Source organism: Denitrobacterium detoxificans, from assembly GCF_001643775.1.
GTDB classification, from domain to species: Bacteria; Actinomycetota; Coriobacteriia; order Coriobacteriales; family Eggerthellaceae; genus Denitrobacterium; species Denitrobacterium detoxificans.
The window spans coordinates 1,689,641-1,708,117 of record NZ_CP011402.1 but is presented as its reverse complement, the minus strand read 5'-3'; the positions used below and the strand labels follow the sequence as shown (position 1 = coordinate 1,708,117).

23 protein-coding genes are annotated in these 18,477 nt (G+C 57.4%); 21 read left to right on the top strand and 2 right to left on the bottom strand.

The features are described 5' to 3' along the window. Positions 1-55 precede the first annotated feature (55 nt). Positions 56-1,132: a lysylphosphatidylglycerol synthase transmembrane domain-containing protein gene (locus AAY81_RS07275; protein ID WP_066663285.1), complete on the bottom strand. Its 1,077-nt coding sequence runs from the start codon at positions 1,130-1,132 to the stop codon at positions 56-58. Between the two features lie 50 nt (positions 1,133-1,182). Beyond that, on the bottom strand, positions 1,183-2,205 hold the full coding sequence (locus tag AAY81_RS07270) for a glycosyltransferase family 2 protein (RefSeq protein ID WP_082867912.1): 1,023 nt from the start codon (positions 2,203-2,205) through the stop codon (positions 1,183-1,185). A 462-nt stretch (positions 2,206-2,667) separates the two neighbouring features. On the opposite strand from AAY81_RS07270, the gene rplB reads away from it, so the two are divergent. The 21 genes from rplB to nifJ all read left to right on the top strand — a co-directional run bounded on the left by rplB (position 2,668) and on the right by nifJ (position 18,099). Then, positions 2,668-3,498 (top strand): 50S ribosomal protein L2, encoded by an 831-nt coding sequence (gene rplB, locus AAY81_RS07265; RefSeq protein WP_066663281.1) that lies wholly within the window; start codon positions 2,668-2,670, stop codon positions 3,496-3,498. Between the two features lie 22 nt (positions 3,499-3,520). Then, positions 3,521-3,778, top strand: a complete 258-nt coding sequence (gene rpsS, locus AAY81_RS07260; RefSeq protein ID WP_066663278.1) for a 30S ribosomal protein S19 — start codon at positions 3,521-3,523, stop codon at positions 3,776-3,778. A gap of 17 nt (positions 3,779-3,795) precedes the next feature. After that, positions 3,796-4,137 carry a 50S ribosomal protein L22 gene (gene rplV / locus AAY81_RS07255; RefSeq protein ID WP_066663275.1) on the top strand — a complete coding sequence of 114 codons (342 nt, stop codon included), beginning with the start codon at positions 3,796-3,798 and terminating at the stop codon, positions 4,135-4,137. 5 nt (positions 4,138-4,142) lie between these two features. After that, positions 4,143-4,850: a 30S ribosomal protein S3 gene (rpsC, locus tag AAY81_RS07250; protein WP_066663271.1), complete on the top strand. Its 708-nt coding sequence runs from the start codon at positions 4,143-4,145 to the stop codon at positions 4,848-4,850. Continuing rightward, a complete protein-coding gene (gene rplP, locus AAY81_RS07245) occupies positions 4,850-5,272 on the top strand; it encodes a 50S ribosomal protein L16 (RefSeq protein ID WP_066663267.1) in 423 nt (140 codons plus the stop codon). The genes rpsC and rplP overlap by 1 nt, the downstream gene beginning before the upstream one ends. Beyond that, on the top strand, positions 5,272-5,466 hold the full coding sequence (rpmC, locus tag AAY81_RS07240; RefSeq protein ID WP_066663264.1) for a 50S ribosomal protein L29: 195 nt from the start codon (positions 5,272-5,274) through the stop codon (positions 5,464-5,466). The genes rplP and rpmC overlap by 1 nt, the downstream gene beginning before the upstream one ends. A gap of 31 nt (positions 5,467-5,497) precedes the next feature. After that, positions 5,498-5,758, top strand: coding sequence for a 30S ribosomal protein S17 (gene rpsQ / locus AAY81_RS07235; protein ID WP_066663253.1), 261 nt, complete (start codon positions 5,498-5,500; stop codon positions 5,756-5,758). Positions 5,759-5,797: 39 nt separating this feature from the next. Then, positions 5,798-6,166, top strand: a complete 369-nt coding sequence (rplN, locus tag AAY81_RS07230; protein WP_066663250.1) for a 50S ribosomal protein L14 — start codon at positions 5,798-5,800, stop codon at positions 6,164-6,166. 16 nt (positions 6,167-6,182) lie between these two features. Next, a complete protein-coding gene (gene rplX / locus AAY81_RS07225; RefSeq protein WP_439895526.1) occupies positions 6,183-6,497 on the top strand; it encodes a 50S ribosomal protein L24 in 315 nt (104 codons plus the stop codon). Between the two features lie 117 nt (positions 6,498-6,614). After that, positions 6,615-7,160 (top strand): 50S ribosomal protein L5, encoded by a 546-nt coding sequence (gene rplE / locus AAY81_RS07220; protein ID WP_066663246.1) that lies wholly within the window; start codon positions 6,615-6,617, stop codon positions 7,158-7,160. A gap of 47 nt (positions 7,161-7,207) precedes the next feature. Beyond that, entirely contained in the window at positions 7,208-7,393 is a 186-nt protein-coding gene (locus tag AAY81_RS07215; RefSeq protein WP_066663243.1) for a type Z 30S ribosomal protein S14, read from the top strand. 105 nt (positions 7,394-7,498) lie between these two features. Beyond that, entirely contained in the window at positions 7,499-7,897 is a 399-nt protein-coding gene (gene rpsH / locus AAY81_RS07210; RefSeq protein WP_066663240.1) for a 30S ribosomal protein S8, read from the top strand. A 17-nt stretch (positions 7,898-7,914) separates the two neighbouring features. After that, on the top strand, positions 7,915-8,457 hold the full coding sequence (gene rplF, locus AAY81_RS07205) for a 50S ribosomal protein L6 (protein WP_066663237.1): 543 nt from the start codon (positions 7,915-7,917) through the stop codon (positions 8,455-8,457). A gap of 17 nt (positions 8,458-8,474) precedes the next feature. Further along, positions 8,475-8,843, top strand: a complete 369-nt coding sequence (gene rplR, locus AAY81_RS07200) for a 50S ribosomal protein L18 (protein ID WP_066663235.1) — start codon at positions 8,475-8,477, stop codon at positions 8,841-8,843. Between the two features lie 12 nt (positions 8,844-8,855). Beyond that, a complete protein-coding gene (rpsE, locus tag AAY81_RS07195; protein ID WP_066663233.1) occupies positions 8,856-9,383 on the top strand; it encodes a 30S ribosomal protein S5 in 528 nt (175 codons plus the stop codon). A gap of 3 nt (positions 9,384-9,386) precedes the next feature. Then, positions 9,387-9,578 (top strand): 50S ribosomal protein L30, encoded by a 192-nt coding sequence (gene rpmD, locus AAY81_RS07190; protein WP_066663232.1) that lies wholly within the window; start codon positions 9,387-9,389, stop codon positions 9,576-9,578. Positions 9,579-9,715: 137 nt separating this feature from the next. Further along, complete coding sequence (gene rplO / locus AAY81_RS07185; RefSeq protein WP_066663231.1) at positions 9,716-10,165, top strand: 50S ribosomal protein L15; 450 nt, start codon at positions 9,716-9,718, stop codon at positions 10,163-10,165. Continuing rightward, positions 10,159-11,442, top strand: coding sequence for a preprotein translocase subunit SecY (gene secY / locus AAY81_RS07180; protein WP_066663229.1), 1,284 nt, complete (start codon positions 10,159-10,161; stop codon positions 11,440-11,442). Before rplO ends, secY begins: the two co-directional genes overlap by 7 nt. A 15-nt stretch (positions 11,443-11,457) precedes the next feature. Then, positions 11,458-12,087: an adenylate kinase gene (locus tag AAY81_RS07175; RefSeq protein ID WP_066663227.1), complete on the top strand. Its 630-nt coding sequence runs from the start codon at positions 11,458-11,460 to the stop codon at positions 12,085-12,087. A gap of 154 nt (positions 12,088-12,241) precedes the next feature. Beyond that, complete coding sequence (locus AAY81_RS07170; protein ID WP_240480569.1) at positions 12,242-14,422, top strand: cytochrome C oxidase Cbb3; 2,181 nt, start codon at positions 12,242-12,244, stop codon at positions 14,420-14,422. Between the two features lie 146 nt (positions 14,423-14,568). Further along, positions 14,569-18,099, top strand: coding sequence for a pyruvate:ferredoxin (flavodoxin) oxidoreductase (gene nifJ / locus AAY81_RS07165; protein ID WP_066663225.1), 3,531 nt, complete (start codon positions 14,569-14,571; stop codon positions 18,097-18,099). The last annotated feature ends 378 nt before the right edge of the window (positions 18,100-18,477 follow it).

The following is an 18,477-nucleotide window of genomic DNA, read 5'->3' as shown; positions in this document are numbered from 1 at the left end:
GAGCGGGTGTCCCAAAGGGGCCATGCGGCCGCCCGACCGGACAGCCCAAGCAAGCTTACTGCCGCGTAAGCGTCTTGGAATGGTTCACGACCAGCGTGAGCAGCATTCCAACGACGATGGGGAAGTAGAAGGTGAGCAGCCTCCAGATGAAGGTGGAAAGGGCCACCACAGCTGCATTGGGGTAGATGGTGCTGAAGAAGAGTGCATACGAACTCTCGGCGGCGCCTACGGCACCAGGCGTGGGAACGAACGACGAGATCATGTACACGAACGCCTGGCAGGAAACGATCGAAAGGAAGTCGGCGTCTACGTAACCAAATCCTCGATAGATGACATACGAGATGGAGAAGTATTCTGCCAGCTGCACGAACGTTACGGCGGAAGACTTCGCCAGCAGCTTGGGTTCCTTCAGGAGGAACTGGATCTCGTTATAGGCATCGCTGATCTGCTTGTCTGCCCAGGCGAGAGAGCCGTCCAGGTCCTTTACCAGATGAATTTTTGCGCCCAAACGCAAAACGACGTGCACGACATGTTGCGTACCGGAACGCCAGAAGGCCAGCAGCAGGAGCATGGTCATAAGGCCCAGGCCACCGATGAAGCCAACGATAACGAGTGCCATGAGGGCGGGGTTTTCGTCGGTGAAGTACGTAAAGCGCAGAAGCAATACGATAGCGCAGAACGTGGTGGTGGAAAGCTGATACGAGATGAACCTGCAGAGCAGCATGGGGATGGACTTCGAGTACGGCATGCCGAAACGGCGATAGTAGTACGCTTGGAAGGGCTGGCCGCCACTGGAAAGCGGCGTGACGCAGTTGAAGTACTGCCCGATGACGGTAACGATATTCGTCTTGTAGAACTTGAAGCCAGGGTGCATCTTGTTCGCGAAGATCTGAATGCATACGCTTTCGAGCACCCAGTAGAGCACCACCATGAACAGGGCAAGCGTGAGCCACGTCCAGCGAATGTCGCTTACTGCCTCGGCCAGTTCGCTGGCTTCGCCGCCGATGAAAAGGTACACGCACAGAAGGCCAAATGCCAGAATGAGCAGGACGATGTTAAGAATCTTCCCCTTGATATGGGGTTCTTCGATAACTTCTTCCTCGTCGACTATCGGCTTATCCGTGTCCCGCATGGGTGCCTTTCCCTGCAAGTCCCTCGTGCACATCCCCCTTTGAAGCGGGATTACGCGAACTTGAATATCCTGTTCACAAATGAATATACGCCACGAGCCAGGGCACGGCCGATGGGGGTGTGACGATACGTCCATCCAGCCATGGAATGCTTCACGAAGCGATACATGGCGGAATCGTTCTCCTCAAGGTACTTCCAGATGGAGCGAACTTCGGCGATTGATGCCGCAGTGTTGATTTTAAATAGGTAAATGGTCGATACCGTCATCATGGTGGACAGGTATCGGGCGATGCTATCGGCCATTTGCGGGCTCTTCGCATGAAGCTCTTCGTAATCGAAGTCGTCGATGACGTGTCGGGTTGCCTGCAGCTGTTCGCCGATGTGCTTCTTCAGGACCTCGATTTCGATGGACTGGCCTTCGCGGCCAATGAGGTAGAAGTACAAATCGACATCCATGTAATACAGGTTGCGCACATGGGGGAGCGGATGCAGCGCATAGATGCTGTCCATGTAGGCGGCATGCTCGGGAAGCTTCAGGCCGCTTTCGCGTAGGGTTTGCACGCGATACGTCATGGCGTGCATCATGAAGTATTCCGAAATGGAGGGGTTCTTCGTATCGGCCCACGTAAAGACGCAATCGCGCGGCATCATATTGCGGTAGCTGATTTGCTTGGTGGACTTGTCGGCCACGTGGTCGTACACGAAGTTCGTTACGAATAGATCGACCTGCGCGTTTTCGGCTTCAAGTTCCTCGATCTTGCGAACAACGCGTTCGAGCGCTTCGGCGTTGAGGTGGTCGTCGGAATCGAGCACCAGCATGAACGTGCCCTGCGCTTCACGTAGGGCGTGGTTGATTGCGCCGCCCCAGCCAGCGTTCTCCTGATGGAAGACGCGTACGCTTTCGGGATAGCGTTGCTGATAGCCTTCCAGGATGGAAAGCGTTTCGTCGGTGGATCCATCGTCGATGGCAACGATTTCGATGCCCGAAACCTTGTCGAGCAGGGAGTCGAAGCACTGGTCGAGGTACTCCGCGGTGTTGTAACACGGCATCGCTATGGTAAGCGTGGGGTTCAAACCTCTGATCCTCCTTGGGCATTCGGGCACAACGCGCCTATTTTATCAGTAGGCCCCAATATGGGGCGTGATAATCATGGTAAGCCTACATATATACGGGGTAAGTTTCTGAGGCGGGGAAGCGGGAATGGTGGAGAATCGGTCTGGCCGGTCGCATGTCTTGGTATGCCCCTATATAGTATGTATTTGCTCGGGGCTTCCCCGCATCGTTGGTTGCGTCCTCGAAGCTTCTTTGCCGTATGCGCCCCGCTTTGCGCGTGCGTTCTATCTATCGCAAGCGTGATTGTGACTATTTGGTGGGTCCCTTGCGAGTGTTCCCTTTCCTATCTACAATACATCTTTGCGTCACTGTGTGTATGGATACACCCGGGCGCGTGGTAACAAACGGGGTCGTAAGTTCAAGCTATCCCAGGTTTGGGCTAAGCGGCGATCGTGTGCCACAGAGACAGAAAGGAAATTTGAATGGGAGTCAAGCAATTCAAGCCGACTAGCCCCGGCCGACGCTTCCAGACGGTCTCCGACTTCGCGGAGATCACGACGGATAAGCCGGAAAAGTCGCTGCTGCGTCCTCTGCCGAAGAAGGCAGGCCGCAACAACTACGGTCGCATCACCACCCGCCATCAGGGCGGCGGCGTGAAGCGTCGTTATCGTCTTATCGATTTCAAGCGCAACAAGGACGGCGTGCCCGCCAAGGTTGCCACCGTCGAATACGACCCGAATCGCAGCGCCCGCATCGCTCTGCTCCACTACGTGGACGGCGAGAAGCGCTACATTCTGCACCCGAAGGGTCTGTGCGTGGGTGATACGGTGCTTTCCGGCGAAGGCGCCGACATCAAGCCCGGTAACGCTATGCCCCTTTCGGCTATCCCCGTTGGTACGCTCGTGCATGCCGTCGAGCTGCAGCCCGGCAAGGGTGCTGCCCTGGCTCGTTCCGCTGGCACCAGCATCCAGCTCATGGGTAAGGAAGGCGACTACGCTATCCTGCGTATGCCCTCTTCCGAAATGCGTCGCGTGCTCGTAACCTGCCGCGCCACCATTGGCGAGGTTGGCAATGCCGAGCATGGCAACATCAAGATCGGCAAGGCTGGCCGTAAGCGCTGGATGGGCGTCCGTCCCACCGTTCGCGGTACCGTCATGAACCCCGTCGACCATCCCCATGGTGGTGGCGAGGGCAAGAACAAGACCGCCGGTCGTCATCCTGTTTCTCCGTGGGGCGTTCCCACCAAGGGCCATCGTACCCGCAACCCGAAGAAGGCTTCGAGCCGCCTGATCATCCGTCGTCGCAAGAAGTAGCGCGAATTAGCTAGGAGTTAATGTGAGCAGAAGTTTGAAAAAAGGTCCCTTTGTGGAACCGCGCCTTCTCAGTCGCATCGATGCGATGAACGCTGCGGGCACGAAGGACGTCATCAAGACCTGGTCCCGTTCTAGCACCATCTTCCCGGAAATGGTGGGTCACACCATCGCCGTTCATGATGGTCGCAAGCACGTGCCGGTATACGTCACCGAATCCATGGTTGGCCACAAGCTGGGAGAGTTTGCTCCCACGCGTACGTTCCGCGGCCACGCGAAATAAGTAGGGAGGGATAGAACATGGAAGCTAAAGCAATCGCTCGCTACGTGCGCGTCTCGCCCCGCAAGGCTCGCATCGTCGTAGACCAGGTGCGCGGTAAGTCCGTAATCCAGGCTCGTGAGATCCTGGCTTACACCGAACGCGCTATCGCCGAAACCGTCGAGAAGACGCTCAACTCGGCTGTTGCCAACGCAGAGCACAAGGATCATGTCAATGCCAATCAGCTCGTGGTCAAGGCCGCTTACGTCGACGAAGGCCCCACGCTGAAGCGCATTCGTCCTCGTGCAAAGGGCTCCGCTTCGCGCATCCGCAAGCGCACGAGCCACATCACCATTATCGTTGGCACCCGAGAGGAGGCATAAAACACATGGGACAGAAAGTCAGCCCCACCGGCTTCCGCCTCGGCGTCATCGAAAACTGGCGCAGCCGCTGGTATGCCGATAAGGATTACGCGTCTACGCTGGAAAACGACCTCGCTATTCGCGAATACCTCGACAAGCAGCTCGCTCGTGCAGCCGTTTCCAAGGTTGAAATCGAGCGCGCCGGCGACAAGATCAAGATCATCATCACCACGGCTCGTCCGGGTGTTGTGATCGGCAAGAAGGGCGCAGAGATCGATGCGCTTCGCAAGAAGCTCTCGAAGGTGGCCAACGGCCCCGTCAGCGTCGAAGTTGTCGAAATTAAGCGTCCCGAACTCGACGCTACCCTCATTGCCCAGTCTGTGGCCGAGCAGCTGGAAGGCCGCGTTGCCTTCCGTCGCGCCATGCGCAAGGCTGTTCAGTCCGCTCGCAAGAGCGGTGCCAAGGGCATCCGTATCCAGTGCGCCGGCCGTCTGGGTGGCGCTGAGATGAGCCGCCGCGAGTGGTATCGCGAGGGTCGTGTGCCCCTGCATACCCTGCGTGCGAAGATTGACTACGGTTTCTACACCGCCAACACTCAGATGGGCGCCATTGGCGTTCAGGTGTGGGTGTACCACGGCGAGGTCATGCCGGGCCAGAAGGCTCCGGAACCCGCTCTGGAGGGCTCTAGCTCCCGTCCTAACCGTCGTCGTAACAACGATAGGGGGAACAAATAATGCTAGTACCCAAGCGTGTAAAGCATCGTAAGGTGCAGCGTGGCTCCATGAAGGGCAAGGCCAAGGGCGGTACGCGTCTGAACCATGGCCAGTGGGGCATCCAGGCTCTCGAAGCTCATTGGATCACCAACCGTCAGATCGAGGCTGCTCGTATCGCCATCACGCGTCAGATGAAGCGTGGCGGTAAGGTTTGGATCACGATCTTCCCTGACAAGCCCATTACCCAGAAGCCGGCTGAAACCCGCATGGGTTCCGGTAAGGGTAACCCCGAGGCTTGGGTTGCCGTCGTGAAGCCCGGCCGCATCATGTTCGAGGTTGCCGACGTTGACGAGGAAACCGCCAAGGAAGCACTTCGTCTGGCCATCAACAAGCTGCCCATCAAGTGCAAGATCGTCTCTCGCGAAACGGAGGGCCAGGAATAATGAAGGCTAGCGAAATCCGTGAACTTTCCGCCGACGACCTGCAGGCGAAGCTGAAGGAGGCGCGTGCCGAGCTGTTCAATCTTCGTTTCCAGATGGCTACCAGCCAGCTGGACAACACGGCTCGCGTCAAGCAGGTAAAGAAGGACATCGCGCGCATCCAGACCGAAATGCGCGCCCGTGAGCTCTCCGCATAAGTCAAGAGCGAACTGAAAGGACTTAAAGAGTATGAGCGAAGAACGCAACTCTCGCAAAGTTCGCCAGGGCATCGTGGTGAGCACCGCTGGCGACAAGACGTGCGTTGTCGAGGTCAAGGAGCGCAAGCCCCATCCGATCTACGGCAAGATGATGACGACCACGAAGAAGTTCCATGCGCACGATGAGAACAACGAGACGGGCGTGGGCGACACCGTTCGCATCATGGAGACCCGTCCGCTGTCCAAGATGAAGCGCTGGCGCCTCATCGAAATCGTCGAGAAGGCCAAATAGTTTGCCCCGCGCGAACTAATCGTAAGGAAGGTTTTAGCAATGATTCAGATGCAAACCATGCTCGCGGTGGCCGACAACTCCGGCGCTCGCAAGGTGCAGTGCATCAAGGTCCTCGGCGGCTCCAAGCGCCGTTACGCTGGCCTGGGTGACGTTATCATCTGCAGCGTTAAAGAGGCACTGCCCAACGGCAACGTGAAGAAGGGCGAAGTCGTCCGTTGCGTTGTTGTGCGCCAGAAGAAGGAAGTGCGCCGCAAGGATGGCAGCTACATCAAGTTCGACCAGAACGCTGCTGTTCTGATCAACGCCGATGGCTCGCCCCGTGGCACGCGTATCTTCGGGCCTGTTGCCCGCGAACTGCGCGACAAGAAGTACATGAAGATCGTGTCCCTGGCACCCGAGACGCTGTAGGGGAGGGTAGAAGTACATGAAGATGAACATCAAGAAGAATGACAAGGTCAAGGTTCTCGCCGGTAAGGACAAGGGAGCCGAAGGCACCGTCATCCGTTCGCTCCCCGCTAAGCAGCGCGTTGTGGTCGAAAAGGTGAACATGGTCACGAAGGCCATGCATCCCACGCAGGCCAATCCGCAGGGTGGTCTTACTCACGTCGAGGCTCCCATCCACGTTTCCAACGTGGCTCTGGTTTGCCCCAAGTGCAACAAGGCCACGCGCGTGAGCGTAAAGCGTGTAGATGGCAAGAAGATTCGCGTTTGCAAGAAATGCGGCGCCGATATCGATTAAATTAATCTAGTTTGCAAAACCAGCTCGTATGGGCTGGTTTTGCCATGACCCCCGTAAAGTGCGGGGGACGCGGGGTCGGTAATCCCGCGTTCAAATCATCGGAAAGGGAAGAACACAATGGCTACTCCTCGTCTGAAGGAACAGTACCAGAAGGTTGTCGCCCCCCAGCTCATCAAGGATCTGGGTATCGACAACGTCAACAAGACCCCGCGTCTTGAGAAGATCGTCGTGAACATGGGCGTTGGCGCCGCTGCCAGCGATTCCAAGCTTCTCGACGCCGCTATCGCCGATATGCGCACCATCACCGGTCAGCAGCCCATGGTTACCCGCGCTAAGAAGTCCATCGCTGGCTTCCATGTACGCGAGGGCCAGGCTATTGGCTGCAAGGTTACGCTGCGTGGCGACCGCATGTGGGAATTCCTCGATCGCCTGCTGGCTATCGCCCTTCCTCGCGTGCGCGACTTCCGCGGTATCTCCCCGAAGAGCTTCGACGGCCGTGGTAACTACACCATGGGCATCACCGAGCAGCTCATCTTCCCCGAAATCGACTACGACAAGATCGATCGTACTCGTGGTATGGACATCACCTTCGTCACCACTGCTGAAGATGACGTGGCGGCCAAGGCTCTTCTCGATGCCCTCGGCTTCCCGTTTAAGGATTAAGCAACTACACTCCGCAAAACGAGTGAGTTAAAGAAAGAAGGATATGAATGGCTAAGAAATCGATGATCGCCAAAGCGAAGCGCGAGCCGAAATTCTCGACCCGCCAGCACAATCGCTGCAGCCGTTGCGGTCGCCCCCGCGCGTATTACCGCAAGTTTGGCCTGTGCCGCGTGTGCCTGCGTGAACTGGCTAACAAAGGCGAACTTCCTGGCGTTACGAAGTCTTCCTGGTAAGAACCGGATTCAATCGTCACGTTAGGTGTGCTGCTAGCGAAGGCGCGCGCATCACGGGTGCCCGCGAACCGCGCTTTCAGCTCATCACGAACCAAAGGAGAAACAATGAGCATGAACGACCCCATCGCAGATATGCTTACGCGTGTGCGTAACGCAAATTCTGCGGGCCACGATACGGTTTCGATGCCCTCCAGCAAGAAGCTGGTGGAAATCGCCCGCATCATGCACGAAGAGGGCTATATCGCCGGCTACGAGATTGAACCCGCTAGCCCCCGCGATATCCTCGAGATCACGCTGAAGTACGGCGCCAAGAAGAACCGCACGATTCGCGGCATCAAGCGCATCAGCAAGCCCGGCCTGCGCATCTACGCCGGCAAGGACGAGCTGCCCCGCGTTCTGGGCGGTCTTGGCACTGCAATCATTTCCACGTCTCAGGGCGTTATGGCCGACCGCGATGCTCGCAAGAAGGGCATCGGCGGCGAAGTCATTGCCTACATCTGGTAAAGGAAGGGAGCGATAGTATGTCTCGTATTGGTAAGATGCCTGTCGTCATCCCCGAAGGTGTCGACGTTACCATCGACGGTTCCACCGTCACTGTGAAGGGCAAGCTGGGTGAGCTCACCCGCACCTTCCAGTCCATTCTGAAAATTTCTCAGGTCGACAACACCATCGTGGTGGAGCGTCCTGATGATTCCCGCGAAGCAAAGAGCCTCCACGGCCTCACGCGTACGCTGATCCAGAACATGGTTATCGGCGTGTCGGAAGGCTACTCCAAGAAGCTCGAGCTCGTCGGCGTTGGCTACCGTGCCGCTCTCAAGGGTTCCAACCTTGAGCTGTCCCTCGGTTTCTCGCATCCCGTTGTTGTCGAGCCCCCGGCTGGCATCACGTTCGAGGTTCCCAGCCCCACGGAAATCTTCGTGAAGGGTTCCAGCAAGGAAGCCGTCGGTCAGGTTGCCGCTAACGTTCGCGCCTGGCGCAAGCCCGAACCCTACAAGGGCAAGGGTATCCGCTACGAGGGCGAGCATGTCCGTCGTAAGCTCGGCAAAGCCGCCAAGTCCGAATAAGCGCGAAGGGATACGATATGAAGAAGCTTCAGAAAAAGCAAGCTGGGCTGCGTCGCCGTCATACCCGCGTGCGCGGCAAGGTTTCGGGTACGGCTGCCCGTCCCCGTCTGTGCATCACGCGCAGCAACTCCAACATGTACGCTCAGGTTATCGACGATGTAGCTGGCAAGACGCTCGTTGGCGTGTCCACGCTCGGCCCTGAGTTCAAGGCTACCGACAAGAAGGGCGCTACCGTCGAAGGTGCCGCCGCGCTTGGCGAGATTATCGGCAAGAAGGCTATCGATGCCGGTATCACCGAAGTCGTTTTCGACCGTGGCGGAAACCTGTATCACGGGCGCATCAAGGCTGTTGCCGATGGTGCCCGCGAAGCAGGCCTGAAATTCTAAGAGAGGGTTAGTATGGCTCGTAAGCAAGAACATCAGTCTGACGTTCCTGAGCTTCAGGAGCGCGTGGTATACATCAATCGCGTTTCCAAGGTTGTCAAGGGTGGCCGTCGCTTTGGTCTCACCGCCCTGGTCGTCGTAGGCGACGGTAACGGCAACGTGGGCATCGGCATGGGCAAGTCCCAGGAAGTGCCCATCGCCATCCGCAAGGGTGTCGAAGACGCCAAGAAGAACATGTTCTCCGTGCCGCTCACCGCTGCCGGTACGCTTCCTCACGAAGTGATCGGCGAGTACGGCGCAGGTCGTGTGCTCATCAAGCCGGCTACGCCCGGTACTGGCGTTATCGCCGGCGGCGCTGCTCGTGCCGTCATGGAGCTCGCTGGCGTCAAGGACGTTTTCGCGAAGTCCCTGGGCACCGACAACGTTATGAACGTGGTTAAGGCTACCGCTGCTGGCCTGCAGTCCATGCAGAGCCCCGAAGAAGTGGCCGAGCGCCGCGGCATTTCGGTCGCCAAGATCTACGGCTGGAAGGACAGTGAATAACCCATGGCAGAGAAGAAGACGCTGCACGTAAAGCAGGTACGTAGCGCCATCGGCCGTCCCGCCACGCAGGGTAAGACCCTGAAGGCACTGGGTCTTGGCCGTATCGGCAAGGAACGCGACCTGGTCGACAACGAATCCGTTCGCGGTCAGATCTTCAAGGTCAAGCACCTGATCGAAGTCACCGAGAACAAATAAGTGCACAAGGCCCCGGGGTTTGCCTCCGGGGCCATATTTGGTAATATGCCAGATTGTGCATCTGGCACAGGAAGTTAGCTGGCGGCGAGCTGCCAGCGTACCCGCGAATAGCGGGTAAGCGAAAGGAGAATGCAGTAATGGAACTCAAGGATCTTAAGCCGGCAGAGGGCTCTCGTAAGAATCGCAAGCGCGTTGGTCGCGGTGCTGCTTCTGGTACGGGTAAAACCGCCGGTCGTGGTCTGAACGGTCAGAAGTCCCGCGCTGGTGGCGGCAAGGGTGCCGGTTTCGAGGGTGGCCAGACTCCTCTGGCGCGTCGTCTGCCGAAGCTCCCCGGCTTCCGCAACATCAATCGCGTGGAGTATCTGCCCGTTAACGTAAGCCGTCTCGAGGAAAAGTTCGAGGCTGGCGAAGTGGTCGACGGCGATAGCCTGAAGGCCAAGGGCATCATCAAGCATGCTGATGCTCCCGTTAAGGTTCTGGGCGATGGCGAAATCACCAAGGCCCTGACCGTCAAGGTGGACAAGGTATCCGCAAGCGCTGCCGCGAAGATCGAGGCAGCTGGAGGAAAGGTTGAGCAGCCTTGCTAAGTTCCCTGGTAGAAGCATTCAAGGTTAAGGAGCTGCGTAACAAGATTCTGTTTACGCTTGGCATCCTTGCCCTGTATCGCCTGGGTTCGTACATTCCGGTGCCCGGCATCCCGTTCGCCGCGTTCGCGCAGGCGTATCAGGAAGCCGGCGGCGCCGCTATGACGATGATCGACATCTTTTCTGGTGGCGCGCTTTCTCACTTCAGCGTGTTCGCGTTGGGTATCATGCCCTACATCACTGCATCCATCATCATGCAGCTGATGCAGGGCGTTATCCCTGCCGTGGGCCGCTGGGCCAAGGAAGGCGAAGCCGGCCGTAAGAAGATTACGCAGACGACGCGTTGGCTTACGCTCGCGCTTGGTCTCATCAACGCCGTTGGCTACTTGCTGCTCTTCCAGTCCAGCACGTATGGCGTGACGTTCTCTTCTGAAGTGCCCTATGGCCTCACGTGCTTCCTCGTGGTGTTCACGCTCGTTGCCGGTACCGGCTTCATCATGTGGATGGGCGAGCTCATCACGCAGCGTGGCATTGGTAATGGCATGTCGCTCATCATCTTTACGAGCATCGTCTCGCGTGTGCCCTCGGCTATCTTCGAGAGTGCCACGAGCCAGTCCGATGCAGGCATGGGCCTGGCTATCACGCTGCTCATCCTCGCTGTGGTAATCATTGCCATTCCCGCGATTATCTTCATGGAGCGCGCTCAGCGCCGCATTCCCGTTAGCTACGCCAAGCGCGTGCAGGGTCGTAAGATGATGGGTGGCCAGTCCACCTACATCCCCCTGAAGGTGAATGCCGCGGGCGTTATCCCCATCATCTTCGCGAGCTGCCTTATCTACTTCCCGGCGCAGATTGCCGCGCTGTTCAACGTAGATTGGCTCAACTCGTTCGCGAACGCTATCTCGAGCGGATGGGTCAACTGGGTGCTTACGTTCGTGCTCATCATCTTCTTCGCGTATTTCTACACGTCGATGGTGTTCAATCCCGAAGAGCTTTCCAGTAACCTGCAGAAGCAGGGTGGCTTCGTGCCTGGCATTCGTCCTGGCACGGCTACCGTGAACTACATCAAGAGCGTGATCAAGCATGTCACGCTTCCCGGTGCCATGTTCATTGCCGCTGTTGCAGTTGTACCTTCCATCCTGTTCTCGTTTACGAACAACTATCTTATTCAGGCGTTTGGCGGCACGTCCATCCTCATCATGATTGGCGTTGCCCTCGACACCATGAATAAGGTCGAATCCCAGTTGAAGATGTACAACTACGATGGCTTCTTCAAGTAAAGGAAGTGTTGCGTAATGAATATCGTACTCCTCGGAGCACCCGGTGCCGGTAAGGGCACGCAGGCTGCGAAGCTGGTCGAGAAGTTTGGCATGTGCCACATCTCCACGGGCGACATCCTGCGCGCTGCCGTGCGTGACCAGACGGAACTTGGCGTGAAGGCCAAGGGCTTCATGGATGCCGGCGAACTTGTTCCCGACGAGCTCATCATCGACCTCATGAAGGAGCGCATCCAGCAGCCCGATACGCAGGCTGGCGTTCTGTTCGACGGTTTCCCCCGTACCACCACGCAGGCCGTTGCTCTCGATGGCATGCTCAGCCAGCTCGAGCGTCCGCTCGATGCCGCTCTGCTCATCGACGTCGACTTCGAAGTCATTGTCAAGCGCCTCACCAGCCGTCGTATGTGCCGCGAGTGCGGCTTCATCGGCTCTGAGTCCGATGGTGCTTCGTGCCCGAAGTGCTCTGGCGAGATGTACCAGCGTGACGATGACAACGAGACCACGGTGCGTAACCGTCTCGACGTCTACGAGAAGTCCACGGCTCCGCTGATCGATTACTATCGCGGTAGTGATCTTCTGGTTGCCGTTGATGGCGATCGTGATCCGAACGTCGTTCTCGACGACATCGTTGCGAAGCTCAACCTGTAAAAGCAGGATTGCATAACGTGCATTTGGGGCAGGGAAGTATCCCTGCCCCTTTTTTGTCTTGTGAGCTGTCATCAGGGCATCCATTGCGAAGATAGGCGTGATTCCCTAGCCTCCGGTAGGCGTTGCGCTCATCCTTATTTATAATGAGCGCAGTATGCAAACGTCTTTTGAAAGAATCCGCGACCTCGTCGTCACCTTCCTGCGCACTCATGCGAGGGAAGTGAATCATTATGTTCGCTGCGCGGCGGCGCTTATTGCCATTGCGCTCTTCCTGGAGATATTCGTATTCAACTTCAATCACTGGGCTACGCTCGGGTATGACTGCGTGAACCTTTCCAGCAAGCTCACGCTCCAGCAGAACGAGACCGACGAAACGTATCGCATTACCGAAGCCGATAACGTCATCGAGTTCTCGAACCTGAACAAAGAGGTCAAAAACGTACGCATCGACTTCGATGGGAATCAGTCGGCGCAAAACGTGCAGGTGAAAATAGAGTTCACCGACGAAGGCCACGAGACGTACTTTGATTCGACTGAGTATTCGTCGGGCGTGCCTGTGCGAACGGTGGCCACGAATGATGACGGTACGGAATATCTGAAGCTCAACACCACGGGCCTCACGAATAACTTGCGCATCGAGATCACGGGCGAGGATGTTACGTATCCCATCAAAATCAAGGCCGTGTATATCAACAACACGTACCCGTTCTACTTCCTGGGAACGCGCTTCCTGATTGCCCTTGCCGTAATTACGTTCATCTATTTGTTCCGCCCCAAGTCGTCCATCTACCGTATCTCGGTGGTGGAATCGTCCAGGTTCTCGAAGGCCTGCATTTTCGCGGCGAATATCCTGGAGATATACCTGGTGTCCGTGTTGCTGTTCACGGGTTCGAATCTCGTGGGCGTTGCCACGCAGGCATACAATTCTGGTTCGTGGGATCCCACGAGCGTCATTACCACGTTTGAGGTGGGTGGCGAAAACTCGCAGCAGTATGCGCGTTTGGCTGAAGCCATGTCGCATGGGCAGCTCTACCTCGACGAGAAGCCGCCTGAATGGCTGCAGGAAATGGACAACCCCTACGATAAGGGCGCGCGTGACGAATTGCAGAAGGCCACGGGCGAGTCGTATCTTTGGGATGTTGCCTATTACCAGGGGCATTACTACGTGTACTTTGGCGTGGTTCCCGTCATCGTGTTCTATTTGCCGTATTTGTTGCTCACGGGCGGTTCGTTCCCCACGGCAGTGGGGGTGTGGATTGCCGCAGTTGCGTTCATCCTCGGCTGCACGGCGTTGCTCCATCGCTTCGCCCGTCATCATTTCAAGCATGTGAGCCTGGGCCTCTACCTATTGCTGCAAATGCCCCTCGTTTTCTGCTGCGGCATTCTCTACCTGGTGAAATTCCCCACGTTCTACTCGCTTCCCATCATGATGGCGCTTGCGTTTTCCATGTGGGCGCTCTATCTGTGGATGCGTGGTCGCTCGGCGAAGTATCCCTTGGGTTGCTATCTGGGCGGGTCGTTGTGCATGGCCTTGGTCATGGGCTGTCGTCCGCAGTTTATTCTGCTTGCGCTGGTGGCCATTCCGCTGTTCTGGCGTAGGTACATTTCCGAACGTCGTATTCTCACGAAGCGTGGAGCCGTCGAGTTCCTCTGCCTTATCGCCCCGTTTGTGGTGGTGGGCGTGGGGATCATGCTTTACAACCATGCTCGATTCGGTAGCTTCACCGATTTCGGTAGTAACTACAACCTTACGACGAATGACATGACGAAGCGCGGCATGGACCTGGGGCGCTTGGCGCCGGCGCTGTTTGCCTTCTTCTTCCAGACGCCCACTACCACGGGTGTGTTTCCGTATATCCAGGCGGCTACGTTTGATACCACTTACATGGGACAGACCATCAAGGAAGTCACCTTCGGCGGCATCTTTGCGTGCCTTCCTGTGCTGTGGATTCTTCCGCTGGCCATTCGGGGCGTGCGTATGCGCGTTCGCTCGCGTAGCACGCATACCACGGCGGGCGTCATCATCGTGTTGCTGGTAGCAGGTGTGCTCATCGCACTTGCCGACGCGGAAATGGCGGGCATTCTGCAGCGTTACTTCGCCGATTTCAGCATCATGTTCTTGTTGGTGGTCGTGCTTACGGTCTTCATCTTGAACGAGAATATCTCGCATGAATCCATGGGTTTCGATATCGCCATGAAGATCTTGCCGGCTCTCGTGGGCGTGAGCCTGGCGTACAGTTTCCTGTTGTGCCTGGTTGCGGAAACGGGCTGGTATTCCGAGGCATATCCTTGGGCATATCAGAGCATCATTCACATGTTCCAGTTCTGGACATAGAGTCGCCTCATCTTCTTTTCTTCACAACTCCACCACGCGAAACCCCACTTACCGAACGTCATTGCACCTTAAAGTGCATTACGTCCGTCCTTCGGAAGCCACTGATACGATTAATTTCAGCAGAGGTCCCTTCGAAGGAGAGGTATATGACCAGAGAATTTAAGTCTATGGACGGCAATACCGCTGCGGCGCATGTTTCGTATGCGTTTACCGAGGTTGCCGGTATTTATCCCATCACCCCGTCGAGCCCCATGGCCGACTTTGTGGACCAGTGGTCGGCTAATGGCCGTAAGAATATTTTCGGTTCCACGGTGAACGTCGTGGAAATGCAGAGCGAGGGCGGTGCGAGTGGCACGGTTCATGGCTCGCTTACCGCAGGTGCGCTTACTACCACCTACACCGCTTCTCAGGGCTTGCTGCTCATGATTCCGAATATGTACAAGATTGCCGCTGAGCAGCTGCCGAGCGTATTCCATGTATCCGCTCGTACCGTTGCCACGCAGAGCCTGAACATCTTTGGCGATCATTCCGACGTTATGGCTTGCCGTCAGACGGGCTTCGCCATGCTCGCTGAGAGTAACGTGCAGGAGGTCATGGACCTTTCCGCTGTTGCACATCTCGCGGCCATCAAGGGGCATATGCCGTTCCTGAACTTCTTCGACGGTTTCCGCACGTCCCACGAGTATCAGAAGATTGCCGTGTGGGATTACGATGACCTGGCGGATATGTGCGATTTCGACGCTGTGGCCGCGTTCCGCGCCCATGCGCTCAATCCCGAGCATCCTGCAATGCGCGGTAGTCATCAGAATGGCGATATCTTCTTCCAGAATCGCGAGGCCTGCAATGGCGTGTACGATGCTCTGCCCGCGGTGGTCGAGGGTTGCATGCAGCAGGTGAACGAGAAGATCGGCACCAATTATCAGCTGTTCAACTACTATGGCGCGCCCGATGCCGATCGTGTGGTCGTGTGCATGGGTTCGTTCTGCGACGTGCTCGAAGAGACCATCGATTACCTGAACGCTCATGGCGAGAAGGTTGGCCTGGTGAAGGTTCGCCTGTACCGTCCGTTCAGCATCAAGCACTTCGTGGATGCGCTGCCTGAAACGGTGCGCAAGATCGCTGTTATGGATCGTACGAAGGAGCCTGGCAGCATCGGCGAGCCCCTGTACCTAGACGTCGTGAGCGCTCTGCGCGAAGCTGGCCGCGATGACATCGTGGTTACGGGCGGTCGCTATGGCCTGGGAAGCAAGGACACGCCTCCGGCCAGCGCCTTCGCCGTTTTCGAAGAGCTTGCTAAGGACGAGCCGAAGCGTGAATTCACCATCGGCATCGTCGACGACGTTACCCATCTCAGCCTTTCCGAGAACGCCGATTGCCCTAATACGGCAGCGCCCGGCACGATTGAGTGCAAGTTCTGGGGCCTGGGTGGCGACGGTACCGTTGGCGCGAACAAGAACAGCGTCAAGATCATTGGCGACCACACCGACAAGTACGTGCAGGCGTACTTCCAGTACGACAGCAAGAAGACGGGTGGCGTAACCATCAGTCATCTGCGTTTCGGCGACAGCCCCATCCGCAGTGCCTACTACATCAACAAGGCTGACTTCGTTGCCTGCCATAACCCCAGCTACCTGATCAAGGGTTTCCGCATGGTGCAGGACGTGAAGCCCGGCGGCGTGTTCATGATCAACTGCCAGTGGTCGCCTGAAGAGCTCGACCAGCATCTGAATGCCGAAACGAAGCGCTACATCGCCCAGAACGACATCCAGCTTTACACGATCAACGCCATCGACTTGGCCATCGAGATCGGCATGGGCAAGCGTACCAACACCATCCTGCAGAGCGCGTTCTTCGCGTTGGCGAAGATCATGCCGCAGGAAGAGGCCATCCAGCTCATGAAGGATGCTGCCACGAAGTCCTACCTGAAGAAGGGCCAGGATGTCGTGGATATGAACCACAAGGCAATCGACGCGGGCGCTACCGCTTTCGTGAAGATTGACGTGCCCGCCGCCTGGGTCAATGCCGAAGACGATGCTCAGCCCGAGCAGCTTTCCGGCGATCCCGAGCTGGTGAAGATGGTTTCCGAGATCATGCAGCCTGTGGGCCGCATGGATGGCGACCGCCTGCCCGTAAGCGCATTCATGAATCATGTCGACGGCCAGTGGCCTCTGGGTGCTTCGGCCTACGAGAAGCGCGGCCTTTCCGTTACCGTTGCTTCGTGGAATCCCGAAAAGTGCATCCAGTGCAATCAGTGTTCGTTCGTGTGCCCGCATGCCACCATTCGCCCCTATGTGCTCACCGAGGAAGAGGCTGCAGCTGCTCCTGCATCGACGCAGCTCATCGATGCAAAGGGTCCGAAGGTCAAGGGCATGAAGTACACGCTTGCCGTGTCTCCGCTCGACTGCATGGGCTGTGGCGTGTGCATTGGCGCTTGCCCCACCGATTCGCTTTCCATGCTTCCCACCGAAGGCGAACTGCCCAAGCAGGAGGTCTTCGACTACTGCGTCAGCCAGGTTGTCGAAAAGCCCGAGGCTTGCGGTACGAGCGTAAAGAATAGCCAGTTCAAGAAGCCGCTGCTTGAGTTCTCCGGTTCTTGCGCAGGTTGCGCCGAGACGAGCTACGCGCGTCTGGTTGCGCAGCTCTTCGGCGATCGCATGTTCATCGCCAACGCTACTGGTTGTTCTTCCATCTGGGGTAATCCTGCAGCTACCTCGCCGTATACCACTACTGCCGAAGGCCGTGGCCCCGCATGGTGCAACAGTCTGTTCGAAGACAATGCCGAATTCGGCCTGGGCATGCGCGTGGGTCACGAGGCGGTCCGCAACGAACTCGCTCTTGAATCTACGGCTCTCATCGAGTCTGACGCTCCCGAGGCCGTGAAGGCCGCAGCTCAGCAGTGGCTCGATACGCGCAACGATGCGCAGGCGAACCAGGAAGCTGCGAAGGCCTATGTCGAACAGCTGAAGGCGCTCGACACCGATGCGGCTCGCAAGATCCTCGACCGCAGCGAATTCCTGACCAAGAAGAGCTACTGGATCTTCGGTGGCGACGGTTGGGCGTACGACATCGGTTATGGCGGTCTCGACCACGTTCTTGCCAGCGGTCAGAACGTTAACGTGCTCGTATTCGACACGGAAGTGTATTCCAACACGGGTGGTCAGGCTTCCAAGGCTTCGAACATCGGCCAGGTTGCCCAGTTTGCCGCAGCTGGCAAGGACGTTCAGAAGAAGAGTCTTGCCGAGCTGGCCATGTCGTATGGCTACGTCTACGTTGCCCAGATCGCAATGGGTGCAAAGCCTGCGCAGACCATGAAGGCCATCTGCGAAGCCGAAGCTTACGACGGCCCCTCGCTCATCATCGCCTATAGCCCCTGCGAGATGCACTCCATCAAGGGTGGTATGAAGAACTGTCAGTCCGAAATGAAGCGTGCCGTCGAGTGCGGTTACTGGAACCTCTTCCGCTTCAATCCCGAAGCCGAAGCGGGCAAGAAGTTCACGCTCGATTCGAAGGAGCCCTCGGGCGGTTATCGCGAGTTCCTCATGAACGAGGCGCGTTATTCCCGCCTCACGCGCGAATTCCCCGAGCGCGCCGACGAGCTCTTCGCAGAAAACGAGCAGTGCGCTATGGATCGCTACGATCACCTGCTGAAGCTCAAGGAAATGTACTCCGAAGCCTAGGCAATCGTAAAAGCCTGTCATATAGAGGGGATGCGCTTCAGCCGCGTCCCCTCTTTTTGTCCCTAAGGTGAGAGAGTGTGACGAATCTTGCTTCGTAGCATCGGGCGAGAGCGAAGCGAACCGTCCTCCAGGTCAATTAACCCTCTACGCGAGAGAGCGCAGCGAATCTCGCCCAACCAACCTCCAGGCCCAGTTGCCACCCAAGGGCAGGGGAGCGAAGCGAACCCTGCCCGTAGATACCCAGGTTTATATGAGCAGGCGGATTACCTGGGGAAGATTTGGGCTGGGCGGGATGCCCCGTGGGGCACCCTGTGAAAGCTAACAAAAGCGCTGAACCCGGGGTTGCCCGCGGAGAGCGGGAGGCGAAGCCTCGCGCAA

Bases quoted from the DNA above. Each gene is read 5' to 3' on its own strand.
- rplF (WP_066663237.1), top strand. From the start codon at position 7,915: ATGTCTCGTATTGGTAAGATGCCTGTCGTCATCCCCGAAGGTGTCGAC.
- rplP (WP_066663267.1), top strand. From the start codon at position 4,850: ATGCTAGTACCCAAGCGTGTAAAGCATCGTAAGGTGCAGCGTGGCTCC.
- rpmC (WP_066663264.1), top strand. From the start codon at position 5,272: ATGAAGGCTAGCGAAATCCGTGAACTTTCCGCCGACGACCTGCAGGCG.
- rpsC (WP_066663271.1), top strand. From the start codon at position 4,143: ATGGGACAGAAAGTCAGCCCCACCGGCTTCCGCCTCGGCGTCATCGAA.
- nifJ (WP_066663225.1), top strand. From the start codon at position 14,569: ATGACCAGAGAATTTAAGTCTATGGACGGCAATACCGCTGCGGCGCAT.
- AAY81_RS07215 (WP_066663243.1), top strand. From the start codon at position 7,208: ATGGCTAAGAAATCGATGATCGCCAAAGCGAAGCGCGAGCCGAAATTC.
- rplB (WP_066663281.1), top strand. From the start codon at position 2,668: ATGGGAGTCAAGCAATTCAAGCCGACTAGCCCCGGCCGACGCTTCCAG.
- rplO (WP_066663231.1), top strand. From the start codon at position 9,716: ATGGAACTCAAGGATCTTAAGCCGGCAGAGGGCTCTCGTAAGAATCGC.
- AAY81_RS07170 (WP_240480569.1), top strand. From the start codon at position 12,242: ATGCAAACGTCTTTTGAAAGAATCCGCGACCTCGTCGTCACCTTCCTG.
- rpmD (WP_066663232.1), top strand. From the start codon at position 9,387: ATGGCAGAGAAGAAGACGCTGCACGTAAAGCAGGTACGTAGCGCCATC.
- AAY81_RS07275 (WP_066663285.1), bottom strand. From the start codon at position 1,132: ATGCGGGACACGGATAAGCCGATAGTCGACGAGGAAGAAGTTATCGAA.
- rplE (WP_066663246.1), top strand. From the start codon at position 6,615: ATGGCTACTCCTCGTCTGAAGGAACAGTACCAGAAGGTTGTCGCCCCC.
- AAY81_RS07175 (WP_066663227.1), top strand. From the start codon at position 11,458: ATGAATATCGTACTCCTCGGAGCACCCGGTGCCGGTAAGGGCACGCAG.
- rplN (WP_066663250.1), top strand. From the start codon at position 5,798: ATGATTCAGATGCAAACCATGCTCGCGGTGGCCGACAACTCCGGCGCT.
- rpsQ (WP_066663253.1), top strand. From the start codon at position 5,498: ATGAGCGAAGAACGCAACTCTCGCAAAGTTCGCCAGGGCATCGTGGTG.
- rplV (WP_066663275.1), top strand. From the start codon at position 3,796: ATGGAAGCTAAAGCAATCGCTCGCTACGTGCGCGTCTCGCCCCGCAAG.
- rplR (WP_066663235.1), top strand. From the start codon at position 8,475: ATGAAGAAGCTTCAGAAAAAGCAAGCTGGGCTGCGTCGCCGTCATACC.
- rpsE (WP_066663233.1), top strand. From the start codon at position 8,856: ATGGCTCGTAAGCAAGAACATCAGTCTGACGTTCCTGAGCTTCAGGAG.
- rpsH (WP_066663240.1), top strand. From the start codon at position 7,499: ATGAGCATGAACGACCCCATCGCAGATATGCTTACGCGTGTGCGTAAC.
- rplX (WP_439895526.1), top strand. From the start codon at position 6,183: ATGAAGATGAACATCAAGAAGAATGACAAGGTCAAGGTTCTCGCCGGT.